This is a genomic window from Afifella pfennigii DSM 17143, from assembly GCF_000688515.1.
GTDB lineage: Bacteria > Pseudomonadota > Alphaproteobacteria > Rhizobiales > Afifellaceae > Afifella > Afifella pfennigii.
This window is the reverse complement of record NZ_JHZK01000004.1, coordinates 163,589-184,042: the sequence shown is the minus strand read 5'-3', so window position 1 is coordinate 184,042 and position 20,454 is coordinate 163,589. Positions and strand designations below refer to the sequence as shown.

General features: G+C 68.0%; 15 protein-coding genes. 6 read left to right on the top strand and 9 right to left on the bottom strand.

Features of this window, described 5'->3' with window-relative positions; translation table 11 throughout:
• Position 1 precedes the first annotated feature (1 nt).
• The 5 genes from Q331_RS0105490 to Q331_RS0105465 form a co-directional block, all read right to left on the bottom strand.
• Positions 2-2,206 carry a 3-hydroxyacyl-CoA dehydrogenase NAD-binding domain-containing protein gene (locus tag Q331_RS0105490; protein ID WP_026379859.1) on the bottom strand — a complete coding sequence of 735 codons (2,205 nt, stop codon included), beginning with the start codon at positions 2,204-2,206 and terminating at the stop codon, positions 2-4.
• Positions 2,207-2,276: 70 nt separating this feature from the next.
• Positions 2,277-2,735 carry a cupin domain-containing protein gene (locus Q331_RS0105485; protein WP_026379858.1) on the bottom strand — a complete coding sequence of 153 codons (459 nt, stop codon included), beginning with the start codon at positions 2,733-2,735 and terminating at the stop codon, positions 2,277-2,279.
• A gap of 3 nt (positions 2,736-2,738) precedes the next feature.
• Positions 2,739-3,947, bottom strand: a complete 1,209-nt coding sequence (locus tag Q331_RS0105480) for an acetyl-CoA C-acetyltransferase (RefSeq protein WP_026379857.1) — start codon at positions 3,945-3,947, stop codon at positions 2,739-2,741.
• A 270-nt stretch (positions 3,948-4,217) separates the two neighbouring features.
• Positions 4,218-6,041 carry an acyl-CoA dehydrogenase C-terminal domain-containing protein gene (locus Q331_RS0105470; RefSeq protein ID WP_026379855.1) on the bottom strand — a complete coding sequence of 608 codons (1,824 nt, stop codon included), beginning with the start codon at positions 6,039-6,041 and terminating at the stop codon, positions 4,218-4,220.
• Between the two features lie 171 nt (positions 6,042-6,212).
• Entirely contained in the window at positions 6,213-6,614 is a 402-nt protein-coding gene (locus Q331_RS0105465; protein WP_026379854.1) for a MerR family transcriptional regulator, read from the bottom strand.
• 340 nt (positions 6,615-6,954) lie between these two features.
• Here Q331_RS0105465 and Q331_RS0105460 point away from each other — a divergent pair, with 340 nt between their 5' ends.
• The 3 genes from Q331_RS0105460 (at position 6,955) to Q331_RS0105450 (ending at position 12,671) form a co-directional block, all read left to right on the top strand.
• Positions 6,955-10,908 carry a peptidoglycan-binding protein gene (locus Q331_RS0105460; protein ID WP_026379853.1) on the top strand — a complete coding sequence of 1,318 codons (3,954 nt, stop codon included), beginning with the start codon at positions 6,955-6,957 and terminating at the stop codon, positions 10,906-10,908.
• 96 nt (positions 10,909-11,004) lie between these two features.
• The gene (locus Q331_RS0105455; RefSeq protein ID WP_026379852.1) at positions 11,005-11,928 is read left to right on the top strand and encodes a sulfite exporter TauE/SafE family protein; all 924 of its coding nucleotides are present in this window, start codon (positions 11,005-11,007) and stop codon (positions 11,926-11,928) included.
• Complete coding sequence (locus Q331_RS0105450) at positions 11,925-12,671, top strand: TIGR02186 family protein (RefSeq protein ID WP_034491112.1); 747 nt, start codon at positions 11,925-11,927, stop codon at positions 12,669-12,671. Before Q331_RS0105455 ends, Q331_RS0105450 begins: the two co-directional genes overlap by 4 nt.
• A gap of 28 nt (positions 12,672-12,699) precedes the next feature.
• On the opposite strand, the gene pdeM is transcribed toward Q331_RS0105450, so the two are convergent.
• Both pdeM and Q331_RS20130 read right to left on the bottom strand, forming a co-directional pair.
• Positions 12,700-13,428 carry a ligase-associated DNA damage response endonuclease PdeM gene (gene pdeM / locus Q331_RS0105445; protein WP_084174807.1) on the bottom strand — a complete coding sequence of 243 codons (729 nt, stop codon included), beginning with the start codon at positions 13,426-13,428 and terminating at the stop codon, positions 12,700-12,702.
• Entirely contained in the window at positions 13,379-16,006 is a 2,628-nt protein-coding gene (locus tag Q331_RS20130) for a ligase-associated DNA damage response DEXH box helicase (RefSeq protein ID WP_084174793.1), read from the bottom strand. The genes pdeM and Q331_RS20130 overlap by 50 nt, the downstream gene beginning before the upstream one ends.
• Before the next feature lie 89 nt (positions 16,007-16,095).
• On the opposite strand from Q331_RS20130, the gene Q331_RS0105435 reads away from it, so the two are divergent.
• Positions 16,096-16,593 carry a hypothetical protein gene (locus Q331_RS0105435; protein ID WP_026379849.1) on the top strand — a complete coding sequence of 166 codons (498 nt, stop codon included), beginning with the start codon at positions 16,096-16,098 and terminating at the stop codon, positions 16,591-16,593.
• 86 nt (positions 16,594-16,679) lie between these two features.
• Complete coding sequence (locus tag Q331_RS0105430; protein ID WP_026379848.1) at positions 16,680-17,690, top strand: ligase-associated DNA damage response exonuclease; 1,011 nt, start codon at positions 16,680-16,682, stop codon at positions 17,688-17,690.
• A gap of 23 nt (positions 17,691-17,713) precedes the next feature.
• On the opposite strand, the gene Q331_RS20125 is transcribed toward Q331_RS0105430, so the two are convergent.
• Positions 17,714-18,247: a GNAT family N-acetyltransferase gene (locus tag Q331_RS20125; protein ID WP_051630617.1), complete on the bottom strand. Its 534-nt coding sequence runs from the start codon at positions 18,245-18,247 to the stop codon at positions 17,714-17,716.
• Positions 18,248-18,307: 60 nt separating this feature from the next.
• On the bottom strand, positions 18,308-18,505 hold the full coding sequence (locus Q331_RS0105420) for a hypothetical protein (protein ID WP_026379847.1): 198 nt from the start codon (positions 18,503-18,505) through the stop codon (positions 18,308-18,310).
• Between the two features lie 303 nt (positions 18,506-18,808).
• Between Q331_RS0105420 and Q331_RS0105415 the strand changes: the two genes are divergently transcribed.
• Positions 18,809-20,437 (top strand): cisplatin damage response ATP-dependent DNA ligase, encoded by a 1,629-nt coding sequence (locus Q331_RS0105415; protein ID WP_026379846.1) that lies wholly within the window; start codon positions 18,809-18,811, stop codon positions 20,435-20,437.
• Positions 20,438-20,454: the final 17 nt, after the last annotated feature.

Sequence of the window (20,454 nt, the reverse complement as noted above, 5' to 3'; positions counted from 1 at the left end):
CCTAGGCCGCCTTGCCTGTCTCCGCGCTCGTGCCGAAGCGGCCATAGAAGGTCTCGCCGTTTTCAGCCATCTCCAGGAGAAGCCGGTTGGGCTTGAAGCGGGGCCCGTGCTTCTTGGCGAGCCGTTTGGCGAGGGCGACGAATTCCTTCGTCCCCATGAAGTCGATATAGGAGAGCGTGCCGCCGGTGAACGGGGCGAAGCCGAAGCCGAGGATGGATCCGACATCGGCCTCGCGCGGATCGGTGACGACGCCTTCGCCGACCGTGCGCGCCGCCTCCAGCGCCTGGGTGACGAGAAGGCGCTGCTTCAATTCGGCGATGTCGAACTTGTCGGCATCCTTCGGCGGCGCGATTTCGGCCAGCCCCGGCCAAAGCCGCTTCTCCCTGCCTTCGTAATCGTAAAAGCCCTTGCCGTTCTTGCGCCCGAAGCGGCCGCGCTTTTCCACCAATTCCTGAAGCAGCGCCTTCTGTTCCGGCGACACTGCCTCGGGGCCGAGATCGGCCTCCGTCGCCTGGACGATCTTCCAGCCGAGATCGAGGCCCACCTCGTCGTTGAGCGAGAGCGGTCCGACCGGCATCCCGGCCATCCTGCCGGCATTCTCGATCATCGCCGGCGGCACGCCCTCCGTCAGCATCAGATGGCCTTCCAGCAGATAGGCGGTGACGCAGCGATTGGCGTAGAAGCCGCGCGAATCGTTGACCACGATCGGCGTCTTCTTGATGGCGTGGACATAATCGAGCGCCACCGCGAGGGCCTTCTTTCCCGTCTTCTCGCCGCAGATCACCTCAACCAGATGCATCTTCTCCACCGGGGAGAAGAAATGGATGCCGATGAAGGCGCTCTCGTCGCGATATTCCTTGGCGAGCGAGGTGATCGGCAAGGTGGAGGTGTTGGAGGCGAAGACGGCCCCCCCGCCGAGCCATTCGCCGGCACCCTTTGTGACGTCCGCCTTCACCTTGCGGTTCTCGAAAACCGCCTCGATGACGAGCTCGGCCGGGCCGAGCTCGGCATATTGCGTCGTCGGGCGAATGCGCGCCAGGAGCGCCTCGGCCTCGTCCTGGCGCATGCGCCCGCGCTCCACCTGCTTGGCCGCCAGGCTGGCGCAATGCGCCTTGCCCTTCTCCGCGCTCTCCTGGTCCTGGTCGATGAGGACGACCTCCATGCCGGCCCTTGCCGAGACATAGGCGATGCCCGCCCCCATGAAGCCGGCGCCGATGACGCCGAGCGTCTTTATCTCGCTCGCCGGCACGTCCTTGGGGCGGCGGGCGCCCTTGCCGAGCTCCTGCATGGAGACGAAGAGCGAGCGGATCATCGCCTGCGCCTCCTTGGTTCTGAGCACCTTGGCGAAGTAGCGGCTCTCCACGTTGAGCGCCTGGTCCATCGACAGCTGCAGCCCGTCGAAGACCGCCTGCATGATCGCCCGCGCGCCCGGATAATTGTCGAAAGTCTCCTTGCGGTAGAGGCCGTTGGCCGCCGGCCAGACCTGAAAGCCGCCTGGCGTCCAGATGGCGGCCGCGCCCTTCAGCCGGAAGCCCTCGTGATCCCAGGGCTTCACCGCCGAAAGGCCCTCGCGCAGCATCGCCTTGGCCGCCTCCATCAGTTCGGCTTCCGAGACCACCTCCTCCACGAGGCCCATCGTCTTGGCCTTTTCGGGCGAGAGCGTGCTGCCCTTGAGGAGGAATTGCAGGCCGGCCACGGCGTCGGTCATGCGCATGACGCGCTGGGTGCCGCCGGCGCCCGGGAAGATGCCGATCTTCACCTCCGGCAGGCCGATCTTGGCGCCCTCGGCGACGACGCGGCCGTGGCAGGCGAGCATCAGCTCCGTGCCGCCGCCCATGGAGATGCCTTTGACCGCCGCCACGAAGGGCTTGCCGCATGTCTCCAGCCGCCGGAAGATGCGCGACAGGCGGCTGGAGCGCTCCAGGAGCTCGGCGATCGCCGCCATTTCGTTCTCGGCGAGCTTCTTTTCGTATTCGCCGAAGAGCCCGGCCAGCATGGTGATGTCGGCGCCGCCGGAAAAATCCTTCTTGGCCGTGGTGATGATGGCGCCGGCGATGGCGGGATCGGAAGCGACGCGCTCCACCGCTTCTGAAAGCTCCTCCATCGCCGCCTCGGTGATGAGGTTCATGGAGCGGCCGGGCATATCCCAGGTGAGGATGGCGATGCCGTCCGCGTCGGTCTCAAGGGTAAAGCTCTTCTCGCTCATCGGGAATTTCCTCCATGTGCGCCGCCGAAGCGCGATGCGGCGCAGCCCATGCGATCATCCTCAACAGGCCCTAATAGGGCGTGCCGTCCTTGCGGGTATAGCGGGAAGCCCCGCCTTCAGAGGTCAGGTGAAGGTCGATATCGGGATAGCTCACCTCATCGCCGCCGCTGCGCGTGCCGATCTCCAGGAACAGCGTCTGCCTGTCGGAACGGTTGACGAGATGGTGGCCGTCGGCGACGCCGGCCTTGAAGGTGGCGGCATCGCCCGCCTGCAGGAGCGTCTCGCCGTCTTCCTCCACCAGCGCGACCTCGCCTTCCAGCACATAGACGAGTTCGTCCTCCCGGGCGTGGAAGTGGCGCTGCGCGGAGGCGGCGCCGGGCTCAAGCCGGCAGAGATTGACGCCGAACTGGGTGAGCCCGCCGGCATCGCCGAGACGCTTGCGGAAGCGCCCGGCGACGAGCCTGTCATAGGGTGGGGGATAGCCGGTGGCGTTGACCTCTCGCAGCGCCGCGACCTCGACCTTCGGCATGGCTCACACCCTCTCGATCACCGTCGCCGTGCCCATGCCGGCGCCGATGCACAAGGTGACCAGCGCCGTCTCAAGGTCGCGGCGCTCCAATTCGTCGAGCACCGTGCCGAGGATCATGGCGCCGGTGGCGCCGAGCGGATGGCCCATGGCGATCGCGCCGCCATTGACGTTGACCCTCGCCGCATCGAGATCGAAGGCTTGGCGGTAGCGCAGCACCACGGAGGCGAAGGCCTCGTTGATCTCGATGAGGTCGATATCCGACATCTTCATCTTGGCGCGCTTCAAGAGCTTCTTGGTGACGTCGATGGGACCGGTCAGCATCAGCGCCGGCTCCGAGCCGATGCTGGCATAGGCGCGAATTCTGGCGCGTGGCTTCAGCCCCGCCGCCTTGCCGGCCTTCTTGCTGCCCACGAGCACGGCCGCCGCGCCGTCGACGATGCCGGAGGAATTGCCGGCATGGTGGACATGGTTGATGCGCTCCACCTCCGGATGCGCCTGGATGGCGACGGCGTCGAAGCCGCCCATTTCGGCGATGGAGGCGAAGGAGGGCTTCAGCGCCGCCAGCGACTGCATGTTGGTGTCGGCCCGCGGATGCTCGTCGCGATCGAGAAGGGTGAGGCCGTTCGGGTCTTTGACCGGGACGATGGAGCGGGTAAAGCGGCCCTCCGCCCAGGCCTTGCCCGCCCGTCTCTGGCTCTCCACGGCGTAGGCGTCGCAATCGTCGCGGGAAAAACCGTATTTGGTGGCGATGAGATCGGCCGAGACGCCCTGCGGCATGAAATAGGCCGGCACCGCCACTTGCGGATCGACGACCCAGGCGCCGCCGGAGGCGCCGATGCCCACGCGCGACATCGATTCCACCCCGCCGGCGACGACGAGGTCATGCGCCCCGCCGCTCACCTGCCCGGCGGCGAGGTTCACCGCATCGAGCCCGGAGGCGCAGAAGCGGTTGATCTGCATGCCGGCGACCGACTGGTCCCAGCCGGCGGCGAAGACGGCGGCGCGGGCAATGTCGCCGCCGGCCTCGCCGATCGGGTCGACGCAGCCGAGGATGACGTCGTCGACATGCTTGGTGTCGAGGCCGTTGCGCTCGCGCGTCGCTTCCAACACGGTGGCGGCGAGCCGTACGCTCGGTACCGCATGCAGCGCCCCGTCCTTCTTGCCGCGCCCGCGCGGGGTGCGCACATGGTCGAATATGTAAGCCTCGGGCATGTCGTCATTCCTCCCGGCGCGCCAGGCTGCCGGCCGGCGGTAAAGCCTTGCCGGGCGCGCCATCTTGGCTGATGAAATCCTCAAAGGCGCCCGCCGGCGCCTTCCTGTCGGTGTGATCGTCGAGCCGCTGAAGCGGCACGCTCGCGTGAGATTTGCTGGAAGAGGCGGCATTGCCCCGGCGCAGGCGCCGATACGCCGCCTCCTTCGGAGAGAGGCAGAAGCGCTTCGGCAAGGGCGGGCGCGGCGCCGCGCTCTGTTTCGCTACGTCGTTCAAAAAGCCTCCGCCGGCAGGGCCATCATCGCCTCCGCGCCCGCGGCGATACGCTTCAGCCGCATCCCCGTCTCGGGCATGGCCCGCTCCATGTAATAGCGGGCGAGCGCCAGCTTCGTCTCGTAAAATTCGCGCCCCTCGCCCTGGCCGTTCTCGTCCGGCCCGGCCTCGCCATCGCCGGCAAGGCGCTCCGCCGCGGCCTTGGCCATCTTCGCCCACATATGGCCGAGGGCGACGAGGCCGAAGAGATGCATGTAATCGGTGGCGCCGGCGCCGGCATGGTCGGGGTTCGCCATGCCGTTCGCGGCGAGCCACATCGTCGCCTTCTGCAAATGCTCCAGCCCCTCCTGCAAGGGGGCAAGCAGCGGGGCAAGCTGCGCATCCTGCGCATGTTCGGCGAGGAAGGCTGCGACCTCGTCGAGATAGGCCTTGATGGCGCGGCCCTCTTTCATGGGAAGCTTGCGGCCGACGAGGTCGAGCGCCTGGATGCCGTTGGCGCCCTCGTAGATCATGGCGATGCGCGCATCGCGCACGAACTGCTCCATGCCCCATTCGGCGATGTAGCCGTGGCCGCCATAGACCTGCTGCGCGGCGACGGCGTTTTCGAAGCCCCTATCGGTCAGGACGCCCTTGATGACCGGCGTCACCAGCGCCAGCCAGTCCTCGGCCGCCTGGCGGGCCTTCTCGTCGGGCGAGCGGGCGGCGATGTCGCCGTTGATGGCGGCCGTCAGCACCAGGGCGCGCGCCGCCTCGTTGAAGGCGCGGATGGCCATCAGCGTGCGGCGGATATCGGGATGCACGATGATCGGGTCGGGTCCGGCGGAGCCGTCCCTGCCGGCGCTCAGCGCCCGGCCCTGACGGCGTTCGCGGGCATAGTCGGCGGCGTTCTGATAGGCGACCTCCGACTGGGCGAGGCCCTGGATGCCGACGCCGAGCCTTGCCTCGTTCATCATCGTGAACATGGCGTTGAGGCCCTTATTGGCCTCGCCGATCAGCCAGCCCTGCGCATTGTCGTAGTTCATCACGCAGGTGGCGTTGCCGTGGATGCCCATCTTCTCTTCGATGGCGCCGCAGCTAACCCCGTTCGCCGCGCCGGGCGCGCCGCTCGCGTCGGGAAGACGCTTCGGCACCAGGAAGAGCGACAGACCCTTGACGCCGGCAGGGGCGCCCTCGATGCGCGCCAGCACCAGATGGACGATGTTGTCGGTCAGGTCGTGCTCGCCGCCGGAGATGAAGATCTTCTGGCCGCAGAGGCGGTAGCTGCCGTCCTCGGCCGGCGCCGCCTTGGTGCGGATGAGGCCGAGATCGGTGCCGCAATGCGGCTCCGTCAGGTTCATGGTGGCGAGCCATTCGCCGGAGACGATGCGCGGAAGATAGTCGCGCTTGGCCATCTCGCTTCCGTGCCGGCTGAGGGCGGCGATGGCGCCCTGGGCGAGGCCTGGATACATCGCCCAGGCCATATTGGCGGCGGAGGCGAATTCGTTCATCGCCGCACCGAGGAAGAAGGGCAGGCCCTGGCCGCCATGGGCTGGGTCGGCGGAAAGCCCGACCCAGCCGCCCTCGGCGTAGAGGCGGAAGGCGTCCTTGAAGCCGGCCGGCGTCGTCACGCTGCCGTCCTCGTGGCGCCGGCAGCCTTCTGCGTCGCCGACGCGGTTGAGCGGCGTCAGCGCCTCGCGGCAGAAGCGGGCGCCTTCCTCAAGCACGGCCTCCGCGGTATCGCGGCCGGCCTCTGCGAAACCGGGAAGGTTGGCAAGGCGCTCCACGCCGAGGACGTCGTAGAGGATGAAGAGGGTATCTCGCACAGGCGGCTGATAGTTCGGCATAGCCTTACCTTTACGTAAACGTCATCCGATGGGATTTCGTTTAGCGCCTTCCTCGCAGCATGACAAGCGTGCCGCAAGGTAAGGCAATACCCATTCGCCTCCGGTAAGATGCGCCGTACCCGTGGCGCGTTTCCCCGTCTTTCGCGCCGGCCCTTGGCGGCCGGTCGCCGCTCAGGCGACCGGACTTTCGGCGGTCTCGCTTGCCTGCTTCTCGGTGAGCATGCCGCGCACCACCTGCATGGTGCCTTCCAACTCGTTGATCGCCTGGTCGATATCGTCGCGTTGCCGCTTCAGGATGTCGAGCTGCTTCTCGAACTTGCCGAGCGCCACCTCCATCTGCCGAACCTCCCCGTCCTTGAGGTCGTAGAGGTCGATCATCTCCCTGATCTCCTGCAGGGAGAAGCCGACCTTCTTGCCCATCAGGACGAGCTTCAGCCGGGCGCGGTCGCGCCGCGAATAGATACGGTTGAGCCCCTCCCGGCGGGGGCTCAGAAGGCCCTTGTCCTCATAAAAGCGCAGCGTGCGCAAGGTCACGCGGAATTCGCGCGCCAGGTCTCCGATCGAATAAGTCATTTCGCTTCCGCTTTCCGTCTCACGCCGCCATCAAACGCAAGAATGCCGTGGCGCGCAAAGACTCTTCGTGGATGAAGCCGCAGCTCATTGGGACGAGACTATAGGGATTGGCGGCGGTTCCGCCCACCGATCTTGTCGCAGCCACGCGCGCCGTTGCGCCGAAGGCCACCATCGTCCGGCCGCATTCTGTGGCGCCGCTCACCACGAGAAGGCGACGAAAACAAGGCGGGGGTTAACGGCATGTTTACCATAACCGCCGTTAACCTTTTCCCAATCACCAAAGCGGTTCGACCATTCGCACGACGCAGGTCGAAAATCCTCTTCATCTCGGGGAGAAACGATGAAAGCCCGCACGTCCTGGAGAGGCAGATACGGATCGACAGGCCAGGAGGCCGGCCCGGTCGATGACGATCTGCGCGCGCTGATGAATGCGCGCTTCGACGAGGAGGGGCATATCGTGCATGCGCCCGCTGAGGTGCATGCCCCGGATCCGCGCCGCCCGGATGAGGGCGAGGTTTCCAAGGAACATCTGCAAGCGGCGGTCGAGGCTCTGGCGAAGCGCATCGAGGCGGCCGAGGCGCAGGGCAAGGCAGGCGAGCGGGAGATGCTCGGCGGGGCCGCGGAAGATGCCCGCGGCATGCGCGCGGAGGCCGATGCCGGCGCGGAGGATCTGCTGCACCGTCTCGACCTTCTGGAGCATCGCCTGGAGGCGATGTCGAAGCCCGTTGGCGGAGCTTCCAAGGTGCGGCCGGGCGCCGGCCGCGGCGAACCGGACCTTGCGCCTTCCCAGCCCGCGCGCTCGGCATCGCCGAGAGCCGCGCCCTATGCCGGCGGGCTTGCCGATTTCGCCCGCGATCTCGGCGTTGCCCGCCGCCGCGAGGAGCCGCCTTTCGCCGCCGCGCGTGGCGAGCCGGATCAGGCCACACGCGCCGTAGAAGCGATGATCGGCGATATTCTGCGCGAAGTGCGCGACCTGCGCGGCCGGATGGAGGATATGCGCCCCTCCGGTCAGGGCATCGCCGCCATCCAGCATCGCGTTGGGGATATCGACGAGCATCTGCTCGCGCTGCATGACGATCTGGCCAGACGCCGCGAGCCCCCGCAGGAATTGCTTGGCGAGATCGCAGCGATCCGCCAAGGCTTGGAGAACCTCTCCTCCGGCCGAAACTTTGCCGAGATCGAACAGCGCATCGTGGAGCTTGGCCAGCGTTTCGATCGGCTGGCCGAACCCTCGCTCGAACGCGAGACATTGTCGCGCCTGGAGGAACGGCTGGAGCGCCTGGACGAGGCGGTGGAGCGCATTCGCGAGGGCCGCGCCGGAGCGCTTGACGAGCTCTCCCGGCAGCTCGATCAGCTCGCCGCCCGCGTCGAGCAGACCGGAACCACGCCTCCCGTCGATTTGGCGCCGTTGGAGGCGCGCCTTGCCGAAATCGGCGCCCGGCTGGAGGAATCAACCGACACCTCGGCGCAGTTCGCCGCCCTGGAGCAGCGTCTGGCCGCCATCACCGAGAGGCTTCAGGAGCAACCGGCGCCGTTCGATCCCTCCGAAATCACCGATCGCCTCGCCGTCATCACCGAGAAGCTCGAAGAGCGGCCCGCGCCCTTCGATCCGTCCGAGATCACCGATCGCCTCGACCGGCTCGCCGGCGAGATCTCCGGCTTTCTCGCCGAGGGCGAAAGCGGCCGCGCGCTGCAGCCGGTTCTGGACCGGCTTGCTGCGCTCGACGATCGTTTCGACGAGGGACGGGTCGATCTTGAGCAGCTTTCCGGCATCGTGGAGCGCATGGAGCGCTCGGTCGCGGAGGCGCCGGCCGAGCGTCTGGGTGCCCTGGAGGAGCGCATTGCCCTTCTCGCGGAGAATATGGGCGAGAGCGATGTCGCCAGCTTCACCCAGGACGTCGTCGATCTGCGCGCCGAGATCGCCGAGCTGCGCGCCGATATCCGCAACGCACCTCCGACCCAGGAAGGCGCGCTGCGCAGCTTGCAGCCGGCGATTCGCGATATCCGCGAGCGCTTGGACCGGCTGCCGCAGGAGCCGGCCAACTTCAGCCGCGAGCTGGAGGCCCAGATCGGCCGCATCTCCGCCATGCTCGACCGGCCGGCCGCCGAATCGGAGGCCATGGGCCGGCTTGAGGAGGCTTTGGCCGGCATCACCCAGCGTCTCGATGCCCAGGATCAACACTTCAAGGCGACGGCCTGGCAGGCGGCCGACACGCTCGACGCAAAGGGCGAGGGCGCGTCCGACGCGCTGATGCGCCTCGCCTCCGCCCTGCAGAACGATCTCGGCGAGCTGAAGTCGGGCGCGGCGGCGGCCGAGGAGAGAACCCGGCAATCTCTGGAGGCCGTGCACGGCACGTTGGAGGCCGTCGTCAAGCGGATGGCCTTCCTGGAGCGTGACCGGGCCTGGCAGACACCGCAGGGCGGTGGCGGCGGGTCTGAGGGCGCGGACCGGTCCGCCCCGCAAGATCCGCGCCCCTCGCCGGGCGCTTCCCCCCTGCGCCTTCCCGGCGCTAAGGACGGGCGGGCGCCGGATGTGCGGCCCGCGCCGCCTGGGGAAGAAAGCCCGCAAGGCTCCGGGCTGCTTCAGCGTCTATCGGCCTCCCAGCTCCTGAAGCGCGCCACCGGCGGGCGGGCCGAATCCTTCAGCCCGCGGCCGGAGGAGGCCGAGGCGGCGATCGATTCCCTGCTGGAGCCCGGCACGGGCGGGCCGCTGAATTCCGACCTCGCCGACGCGCCGAGCTCCACCAGCACCTATGCCACCGCCGCTTACGCTCGTGGTGGTCGCCAGCGCGACGATTCGCAGACGGCGCTTGCGCGCGCCTACGAGCAGTTCCGCTCCCACGGCCAGAGCGGCGAGGCGCCTTCCGCCGATTTCCTCAACGCGGCGCGCCGTGCCGCCCGTGCCGCGGCGGAGGAAGCTGCCGCTGCGGAAAAGGATGCGCGCACCGCGCGCGCGAGCGGCGCCTCCTCATCCGTTCTCGACTTCCTGAAGGCCCGCCGCCGTATGCTGCTCGCCGGCGCCGTCGCCCTGGCCGTGGCCTTCGCGGCGATGCAGTTCATCAAGCAGCGCGGCGCCTCCCTGACCGCCGATGGAAGCCCGGCGACGGAGCTGCAGGCGCCGGCCTCTCTTGAGGAGAGCGCGAGCGTCCCGCCGGCCACCAGCCTGGTGGAGCGCCAGGCGGATGCCTCAAAGAGGCCGATGCCGACGCCCGATGAGACGACCGCTTTTTCCACCTCCATTGCCGCCCTGGACGTGCTTCAGGGCGACGCCGTTGCCAAGCCGGATGCCCCGGCCGGGCAATTTGCCGATGCACAGTCCGGCGTCGCGACCGCCGCGCCGGCCGATGCCGCCGCCACGCTGGAGACCGCGTCCATTCCCGCGCCGAGCGCTGGCGCGCCGGCCGCCGTCAAGACGATGCCGAAGCCCGACGGCGGCCTGCTCCTGCCGGCCGCCATCGGCTCCGACAAGCTTCGCCGTGCCGCCGAGACGGGGGTCGCCGAGGCCCAGTTCGAGATCGCCTCGCGCTATGCGGAGGGCCGCGGCGTGATGCGCGACGCGGCCGAAGCGGTGCGCTGGTACGAAAAGGCGGCCCGCACCGGCCTTGCCCCGGCGCAATATCGTCTTGGCTCCATTTACGAGAAGGGGCGCGGCGTACCGAAGGACATCGACCGTGCCTTCGATTGGTACGAGAAGGCGGCGGCCGCCGGCAACGTCAAGGCGATGCACAATCTGGCGGTGCTCCATGCCGAAGGCGCCGTTGGCGAGCCCGATCTGGAGAAGGCGGCGGGGCTGTTTGAGCGGGCCGCCGAGCGCGGCGTGCGCGACAGCCAGTTCAACATCGCCGTTCTTTACGCCCGCGGCCTCGGCGTGCCGCAGGATTTGTCGCGCGCCTATAAGTGGTTCGCGGTCGCGGCCCGTTCCGGCGATCAGCAGGCCAGGCAGCGGCAGGAGGAGATCGAGCAGGTGCTCTCGCCCGAGCTTCTGCCGCAGGCGCGCCAGGCCGCCGCCGCCTTCAAGCCGCTAGCGGTCGATCCGCAGGTCAATATGGTCTTCGCGCCGGAGGGCGGCTGGGAGGACGCCGGCGGCGAGACCCTGCATATGGGCATGCCGGGGCTCATCCAGCGCGCCCAGGATCTGTTGATCGCGCGCGGCTACGACCCCGGCCCGGCCGATGGTGTCTTCGGCGAGAAGACGCGCCAGGCGATCGCCGCCTTCCAGCGCGACAAGGGTCTTCAGGTCAGCGGCGACATCGATACCGGGCTGATTAAGGCGCTGGAAGCAAAGGATATGTAACTTCCACCTTGCGCTCCGGCGGGCGGGGGTGTTTGTGGGCATTCACGGCACGACCGCCAGTCGGCCTCGCTCTCCGCGCCTTGGGATTTGCCCTCCGTGCAGCTTTATCTTCCGATCGCTGAACTGACGGTCAACATCTTCCTGTATCTGGGGATGGGCGCGGCCGTCGGCTTCATTTCCGGCATGTTCGGGGTCGGCGGGGGCTTCCTTCTGACGCCGCTCCTGATTTTCTCCGGCATCACGCCGGCCGTCGCCGTGGCGACCGTCACGCCGCAGATCGTCGCCTCCTCCACCTCCGCCGCGATCTCCTATTGGCGCCGGCGGATGATCGATCCGAAGATGACGCTTTTCCTGCTTTTTGGCGGGATCATCGGCTCCTCGCTCGGCGTCGTCGTCTTTCGCAAGCTGCGCGCGCTCGGCCAGCTCGATCTCATCATCTCGCTGTCCTATGTCACCTTTCTCGGCCTCATCGGCGGGCTGATGTTGCGCGAGGCGCTGCGCGCTCTGTGGCGGGCGCGGCGCGGCCGGCAGCCCAGGCGCGGCGGCAGCCATCATCTCTGGATCTCCGGCCTGCCCTTCAAGGTCCGCTTCCGGCGTTCCAAGCTCTATGTCAGCGCCATTCCGGTGATCGGCCTCGGGCTCTCCATCGGCTTCCTCGGCACGGTGCTGGGCATCGGCGGCGGCTTCATCATGGTGCCGGCGCTGATCTATCTTCTGCGCATGCCGACCAACGTCGTCATCGGCACCTCGCTCGGCTACATCCTCTTCACCATGGCGCTGGCGACCGTGCTGCATTCGCTCGCCACCGGCGCGGTCGATTTGCTGCTCGCCATTCTGCTGATGATCGGCGGCGTCGTCGGCGCGCAGTTCGGCGCCCAGCTCGGCCAGGCCATGCGCGGCGAGCAACTGCGGCTGCTGCTGGCGCTCCTGGTGCTCGGCGTCGCCATCCGCTTCCTTCTCAGCCTCTTCCTGAAGCCGGAGGACCTTTACTCCATCAGCCTGATGGCGGGGTTCGGATGATGCGCCTCCTCATCGCCCTTCTTGCCGTTCTCCTCGCCGTCCCGGCATCGGCGGAGAAGCTGGTCTCGGCGCTCTCTGAGGACGCCGTGGAGATCACCTCCAACTTCACCGGCTCCTACATCACCGTCTTCGGCGCGGTGACGGAGGAGGAGGTGCGCGGGCAGGAATACGAGGTGGCGATCGTCGTCGCCGGGCCCGATCTGCCGCTCGTGGTGCGCAAGAAGGATCGCGTCGCCGGCCTGTGGCTCAACACGCAGTCGCGCGAATTCTTCGATGTCCCGAGCTTCTACGTCGTCCATCTCAGCGAGAATCTCTCCGTCGCCGCCTCGCAGGATCTGTTGACGCGCTACAAGCTCGATTTCGTCAATCTCGGCTTCTCGCGCGAGGCGAGCTACGCCCCCGAGGACGAGGCCTTCGCCCGGGCCGTGGTGGACATCAAGCAGCGTCAGGAGCTCTACGCCAAGCGCGGCGATGCGGTGGAGTTCCTGGCGCCGAACGTCTTTCGCACCTCCTTCCACCTGCCCTCCGCGATCCCCGTCGGCACCTATCACGTCTCCGTCTATCTCTTCCGCGAAGAGCAGCTCCTGGCGGCGCAGGTGCAGAGCCTCGTGATCGAAAAGAGCGGCTTTTCCGACCGCATCGCCAGCTTCGCCGATCAGCAGCCTTTGTTCTACGGTCTCTTCACCGTCGTCGTGGCGATTACGACCGGCTGGCTGGCCGGTCTCATCTTCCGCCGCAACTGAGCGAGAAGGGTGAAGCTGCCGCGCCGGTTCAGTCCGGCCTGAGCGAGGCCGGCGCCACCGGATAGAGCCGCTTCTCGCCGAGCACGAAGGCGGTGAAGGCGAAGGGTGGAAACAGCGTCTGGAAGGCCCGGTCGAGGACGTTGAGCCCGCCCGTCAGCATGCCGAAGGAAGGCAGGACGAGGCGCTCCTTGTCGGTGACGAAGGCGCGCCGGCGGATGCTGCGCCCGCGCCGGCTCACCTTGGCTGAAGGGTGGAGATGTCCGGCGACCTCGCCCTTCATCTTGCCCTTCGCGCCGTCCTGGCAGGTCGGCTCGTGGCGGAAGGCGAGGGGGCCGATCTGCACCTGCGCGCAGCAATCCCCGCCGAGCCCCGCCGGCGGGGCAGGGTCGTGGTTGCCGGCGATCCACACCCAGTCGCGCCCGGCCTGCAGCGCCGCGATGCGGGCGGCGTCCTGGGCCGAGAGCCGCGCCGCGCCCTCGCCGTCATGGAAGCTGTCGCCGAGACAAAGGACCGTTCTAGGCCGCCGGCGCAGGACGAGGCCCGTCAGCGCCGTCAGCGTCGCCGCCGTGTCGTAGGGCGGCAGAAACACCTGGCGGCGGGCGAAGGAGGAGGCCTTCTCCAGATGCAGGTCGGCGACGACGAGCGTGCGCGTTTGCGGGTCGAAAAGCGCGCCGGCCGGGTCCAGCGCCACCTCGCGCCCGGCGAGGTTAAGGCGCGTCTCGGCCACGCTCTCCTCTAACACCTGTGTTTGCGCCAAGGCCAAACCCCGCCTCCGTCTCGCCCGCACCCATTGCCTCGCGGATCAGTTCGTCCGAGGCTTCCGCCAGAAGGTCCTCCTGCGCCTCGCCGAAGACCGGCTCGCGGCCGATTTCCAGCATCGCCGGCACCGCCAGCGGCGAGACGCGCGTCAGCCTTTGATGCACGATTCGCCCAGCAATGCGCGACAGCATTTCGCCGAGCCGGGCGATGTCGAGAAGCCCGGTGGCGGCGTCGGCGCGCGTTGCCTTCAAGAGGATATGGTCAGGCTCGTGGCTGCGCAGCACGTCATAGATGAGGTCGGTGGAGATCGTCACCTGCCGCCCCGTCTTCTCCTCGCCGGGATGGCGGCGCTCGATGAGCCCGGCGATGATGGCGCAATTGCGGAAGGAGCGCTTCAGAAGGTAGCTCTCGGCGAGCCAGGCCTCCAGATCGTCGCCGAGCATGTCCTGCTCGAACAGCGCAGCAAGGCTCGGCGTGCCGGCGGCGAAGAGGGCGCCGAGATCGCGCAGCGCCCAAACGGCGAGCGCGTAATCGTTGGCGACGAAGCCGAGCGGGCGGGCGCGGGCGCGCTCCAGCCGGCGCGCCAACAGCATGCCGAGCGTCTGATGCGCCAGCCGTCCCTCGAAGGGATAGGCGACCATGTAGAACTTGTCGGCGCGCGGAAACGTCTCGATGAGGAGGGCGTCCCTCGGCGGCAGGGCGGATTTCTGCCGCTGCAGCGACAGCCAGTCGCGCACCTGGCCGGGAAGCTTTTCCCAGCTTTGCGGATCGGCGAGCATCGCCCGCACGCCGGCGGCCAGATAGGTGCTGAGGGGGAACTTGCCCCCCTCGTAGGAGGGGATGGCCGGGTCCTGCGCCTCCGCCCGGCTGACCAGCGCCTCGTTCTCGCGGATGCCCTCAAGGCGCAGCACCTGTCCGGCGAACTGGAAGGTATCGCCGGGCACCAGCTGCTCCAGGAAATATTCCTCCACCTGGCCGAGCACGCGCCCGCCGCGTCCGCCCGCCGGCCCTTGCGCGCCCGGCCTGCCGTCCTTGCCGCCGCGCCGCGCGGCGAGCCGCACCGTCAGCATCGGGGCTTCCACGATGGTGCCGAGATTGAGCCGGTATTGCTGGGCGAGGCGGGGATGGGCGAGCGCCCACAGCCCGTCCTTGCGCTTCTTGATCTTGGCGTAGCGCTCGTAGCTTCTCAGCGCGTAGCCGCCGGTGGCGACGAAATCGACCGCCTGCTCGAAATCCTCAAAGGCGAGGTCGCGGTAGCTTTCGGCGCTGATGACCTCCTCGTAAAGCGAGACGGCGTCGAATGGCGCCGCCACCGCCATGCCGAGAATGTGCTGGCACAGAACGTCGAGCGCCCCCCGGCGCAGTCGCGGCGTGTCCTGCGCGCCCTCAAGGCTCGCCTCCAGCGCCGCCTGGCATTCCATCACCTCAAAGCGGTTGGACGGGACGAGAAGGCCCTTGGAGGGCTCGTCCATGCGATGGTTGGAGCGGCCGATGCGCTGGGCGAGCCGGCTCGCCCCCTTCGGCGCCCCGACATGGATGACGAGATCGACATCGCCCCAGTCGATGCCGAGATCGAGCGTGGAGGTGGCGACCACCGCCCGCAGCGTTCCGGCCGCCATCGCCGCCTCCACCTTGCGCCGCTGGCCACGGTCGAGCGAGCCGTGATGCAGGGCGATCGGCAGCGCCTCCTCGTTGATCCGCCACAGCTCGGCAAACAGCATTTCCGCCTGCCAGCGGGTGTTGACGAAGATAAGGGAGGTCCTGTGCGCTTTGATCGCGGCCAGGATATCGCCGAGCGCGTAGCGGGCGGTGTGGCCCTGCCAGGGGATGCGCTCCTTGGAATGCAGGATGCTGAGATCGGGTCGCGTGCCTTCCCTTACGACAACCATTTCCGCCAGATTCCGGGCACTTTCGGGATGCTGCGGCACCAGGAAGGCCCTCAGATCGTCGCGATGGGCGACGGTCGCCGACAGGCCGATCGTCTTCAGTTTCGGCGCCAGCCGGCGCAGCCTGGCGAGGCCGAGCGACAACAGGTCGCCGCGCTTGGAGGTGGTGAGCGCGTGCAATTCGTCGAAAATTACCGTCGACAGCCGCGCGAAGAAGCGCTCCGCATCCTTGCCGGCGAGAAGCAGCGCCACCTGTTCGGGCGTGGTCAGGAGGATATCCGGCGGGTGAAGCTTCTGGCGCTGACGCTTATGCGCCGGCGTGTCGCCGGTTCGGGTTTCCAGCCGGATGGGAAGGCCCATTTCGGCGACCGGCATGGCAAGGTTGCGTTGGATATCCACCGCGAGCGCCTTGAGCGGCGAGACATAGAGGGTATGCGGGCCGAGGAATTCTCTGTCCCGCATGCCCTGAAGGTCTTGCTCGGCGAGTTCGGCGAGCGAGGGCAGGAAGCCGGCGAGCGTCTTGCCGGCGCCCGTCGGGGCGATCAGAAGGACCGATCGTCCGGCGCGGGCATGGGAAAGGAGACTGAGCTGATGCGGTCGCGGGGACCAGCCGCGCGCCGCGAACCAACGACGGAATCGCTCCGGCAGGAGCGTGTCAGCCGCGGCTGGAATGGGGACGGGAGCCGTCATGCGCACGAGTGTAGGCCGCCTGCTGGCCAAGTCGAGTTGCACGCGACGCCTCTTCGTCCACATAGTCGGTATCGCGGCAGGGGGCTGACATGGCGAAGAAGAAAAAAGGCGGCAAGAAGCGAGATGAGGACACCCTCAACACGATTGCCGTCGACATGGATGTGCACAAGCTGATCGAGAGCGCGAGGATCGAGTTCGAGGAGACCCAGAACGAGATCCTGCGCCGTCTTCTCGGCCTGGAAGGCGGGCCGGGGTTTGCCGGGCGCCACGTCTTGCCCGGCGCGCCGCGCCGCGCCAAGGGCGGGGGCGCCAAGGAGGGCGGCTGGTCGAAGATCGGCCGCCACGGGCACGAGGTGTTCCTGCCCAACGGCACGCTGTTGCGCGCCGCCTATGCGGGACAGACGGTGGAAGGTGTCATCGAGGACGGTATGTGGGTCGTCGCTGGCGAGCGCTTCAACTCGCCATCGGCCGCGCTGATCGCCCATGTGCGCACGCGTGAGGGCCGCAAGGTCAATCTCAACGGCTGGCGCATTTGGGAAGTCCGCGTGCCCGGCGGCGATCGCTGGCTGCGCCTCGGCGAGGTGTGATCGAGGCTTGATCTCGCCGCCCGCTTAGCTCGGGCGAAGACGCCGGCGGCCTTCGCCGCGCCGGCCGCGCGCCTATATTCGCCTCTATGCGCCCCGCCGAGCTCCTCTGTCCCACGCCCGCCGGTCTTTATTGCCCGCCCGGCGATTTCTACATCGACCCGGTGCGGCCGGTGCCGCGCGCCCTCATCACCCATGGCCATGCCGACCATGCGAGATCCGGCCACGGCGCGGTCTTGGCGACCGGCGAGACGCTGAAGATCATGGCGGCGCGCTACGGCGCCGGCTTCGCTGGCCGGACGCAGGCGCTCGGCTATGGCGAGAAGCTCGATCTCAACGGCGTATCGGCCACCTTCCACCCGGCGGGCCACGTTCTCGGCTCGGCGCAGATTGCGGTGGAGAGGAACGGTCTCAGGATCGTCGCCTCCGGCGATTACAAGCGCCGCGCCGATCCGACCTGCGCGCCCTTCGAGCCGGTGCCCTGCGACGTCTTCATCACCGAGGCGACCTTCGCCTTGCCGGTCTTCCGCCATCCTGACGACGGTGCCGAGATCGCCAAGCTCTTGCGTTCCGTGGAGCTCTTCGCGGACCGGGCGCATCTCATCGGCGCTTATGCGCTCGGCAAGGCCCAGCGCGTCATCGCGCTTTTGCGCCAGGCGGGCTACGAGCGCACCATCTATATCCACGGGGCGCTGAAGGCGCTTTGCGACCTTTATGAAAGCGAGGGCATCGCGCTCGGCCCGCTGGCCCCGGCGACGCTGGAGCGCGGCAAGAAGGGTGATTTTTCCGGCGCCATCGTCGTCTGCCCGCCATCGGCCTTCGCCGATCGCTGGGCGCGGCGCTTTCCCGACCCGCTGGCGGCCTTCGCCTCCGGCTGGATGATGATCCGCCAGCGCGCCCGTCAGCGCGGCGTGGAGCTGCCGCTGGTCATCTCCGACCATTGTGATTGGGACGAGCTGGTGGCGACGATCGGCGAGGTTGGCGCCGGCGAGGTGTGGATCACCCACGGCCGCGACGACGCGCTGAGCCGCTGGTGCGAGCTTCAAGGGATCAAGGCGCGGCCTCTCCGCCTCGTCGGCTATGAAGACGAGCCGGAATAGGATGGTTGCCGCCGGCGCGCGGTCTAGACGCGCAGCGCCATACGTAGGGCGCCTTCGGCGTCGTCGAACGCTTCGTCGAGAAAGGAAAACGGGCTGGCGCTGCCCGGCCGCACCAGGGCGTCCACTTCGCCGGTTTCGTAAGTGAGCGCGGCGTCGAAGCGGCGCGCCAGATGCAGCATGCGCCGGTTCTCCTGCAGGCAGAAGAGGTGCAGGCGCTCCATGCCGCGGTTTTGCGCCAGGGTGAGGATGCGCGCCATCAGCGCCTGGCCGATGCCGTGGCCTTGCCAATCGTCCTCGATGGCGAAGGCAGCCTCCGCCTCGGCCGGCCGGCTGTGGCGGAGCGGATGCAGCTCCGCTGAGCCGCGCATCAGCCCGTCGGCGAAATAGCCGAGAACGATGGCGTCGAAGGTGAAGGCGTCGCGCGCGTAAAGGCGCAGGCGCTCCTCGTTCACCGGCGCGCCGAAACGCATGCGGCGCGCTTGCGGGCCGAGACGCAGAAGATGCGCGCCGAACAGCCTGGCCTCGTGCGGCCAGAGCTTGCGGATAAAGGGTGTCATAACGCGGTGGCGCGGCCGACGATGCCGGCCGCCCGCAACGTCGAGGGCTCGCCTGGCGCCTTAATAGGGGCGCCGGGCGCGGTGATGACGGCGCATCTGCGCCAGCTGCTCGGGGCCGAGAATGAAACCGGCCTCTTGCTCCATCTGGCGAATGGCCTCGCCCTCGCGCGCCCAGACCATCCAGTCGAAGGCGCGGCGGAACCGCGAGCGGCCCGATTTGCGGCCGCTCAGCGCGGAATAGCCCGCAATATTTGCCATGTCTCTTGGTCTCCAGTCTTCAAAGTGGGACGGCACCACACGGTGCTTTCCGGCGTGCCGATGGCCGTAAGATGCGTATCCGGGCGGCTGAATCCAAGGCGTCTTTTTGCAACGCAGCACTCGCCGGAATGCATAGCAAGATCGGCCGCCAAATCCCTGGAATTGCTGCAATTGTCTTTTGACGGGACAGTCGGTCGCACAGCCTCGCGAAAGCCGCACATGTTGCGCTGCAAATAAGACCGTGCCGCCGCGCCCGATGGCACGCGTCTCGCCGCCTGCGCGCGCCCCGCCTATATCTTGGCCATGCAGGCCTTCGCCGCCCTTCTCGACCGCCTGACGCTGACGCCGCAGCGCAACGGCAAGCTGCGTCTTCTCGCCGACTACCTGCGCAATCTGCCCGATCCGGACCGCGGCTATGCGCTCGCCGCCATCACCGGGGATCTTTCCATCGCCTCGGTGAAGCCGGCGATGATCCGCGCCCTGGTGGAAGAGCGTGTCGATCCGGTGCTCTTCGGCCTTTCCTACGATTATGTCGGCGACCTTGCCGAGACCGTCTCGCTCATCTGGCCGGATGGCGGGAAGGTCGCCAGCGCGCCTGCCATCGGTGAGGTTGTGCAGCAGCTCTCGGCCGCCTCGCGCCTTGAGGGTCCGAAGCTCGTCGCGGCCTGGCTGGACGGGCTTGATGCGAGCGGCCGCTACGGGCTCATCAAGCTCGTCACCGGCGGCCTCAGGGTCGGCGTCACGGCCCGGCTCGCCAAGCAGGCGCTGGCCGATTTCGGGGCGAGGCCCATCGCCGATATCGAGGAGATCTGGCACGGCCTCGCCCCGCCCTATACCGAGCTCTTCGCCTGGCTGGAGGGACGGGCGGGACGGCCGCAGGCGAGGCGCCTCGCCCCCTTCCGCCCGGTGATGCTGTCGAACGCCGTCGCCGAAGAGGATTTCGCCAGGCTCGATCCGGCCGATTACGCCGCCGAATGGAAATGGGACGGCATCCGCATCCAGGGCGCGGCGGAGGACGGCACGGCGCGGCTTTATTCGCGCACCGGCGACGATATCTCCGGCGCCTTTCCCGACATGTTGGAGCATTTCGCCTTCACCGGCGCCATCGACGGCGAACTCCTGGTGGCGCGAGAGGGCGAGGACGGCATGGCGATCGCCCCCTTCGCCGATTTGCAGCAGCGGCTGAACCGCAAGAAGGTCACGGGAAAGACGCTCGCCGATTATCCGGCCTTCATCCGCGCCTACGACCTCTTGGAGGAAGAGGGCGAGGATTTGCGGCCCTTGCCCTTCCGCGACCGACGGCGGCGCCTGGAGGCGTTCGTCTCCCGCCTCGCCTCGCCGCGCATCGACATCTCGCCGCTGGTCGACTTCGCCGACTGGGAGGAGCTCGCTCGTCTGAGATCCGACCCGCCCAGAAAGGACCGCCTCCACGACGTCGCCGAGGGGCTGATGTTGAAGCGCTGGGATTCGCCCTATCTCGCCGGCAGGCCGAAGGGACCCTGGTTCAAGTGGAAGCGCGACCCGTTCCTGCTCGACGCCGTGCTCATGTACGCCCAGCGCGGCCATGGCCGCCGCTCCTCCTTCTATTCCGACTACACGTTCGGCGTCTGGACCGCCGAGACGCCTGAGGCGGGCGAGCTCGTCCCCGTCGGCAAGGCCTATTTCGGCTTCACCGACGAGGAGCTGAAGGAGCTCGACCGTTTCGTGCGCAACAACACCGTCGAGCGCTTCGGGCCGGTGCGCGCGGTGCGTGCCGAGCCGGGCGCCGGCCTCGTCCTGGAAGTCGCCTTTGAGGGGCTGAACCGCTCCACGCGCCACAAATCCGGCGTCGCCATGCGCTTTCCGCGCATCAACCGCATCCGCTGGGACAAACCCCCGGCGGAGGCGGACCGGCTTCAGACGCTGGAAAAGCTTCTGCCGGCGCCCCGTTAGGCCGCGCGCTTGCCATG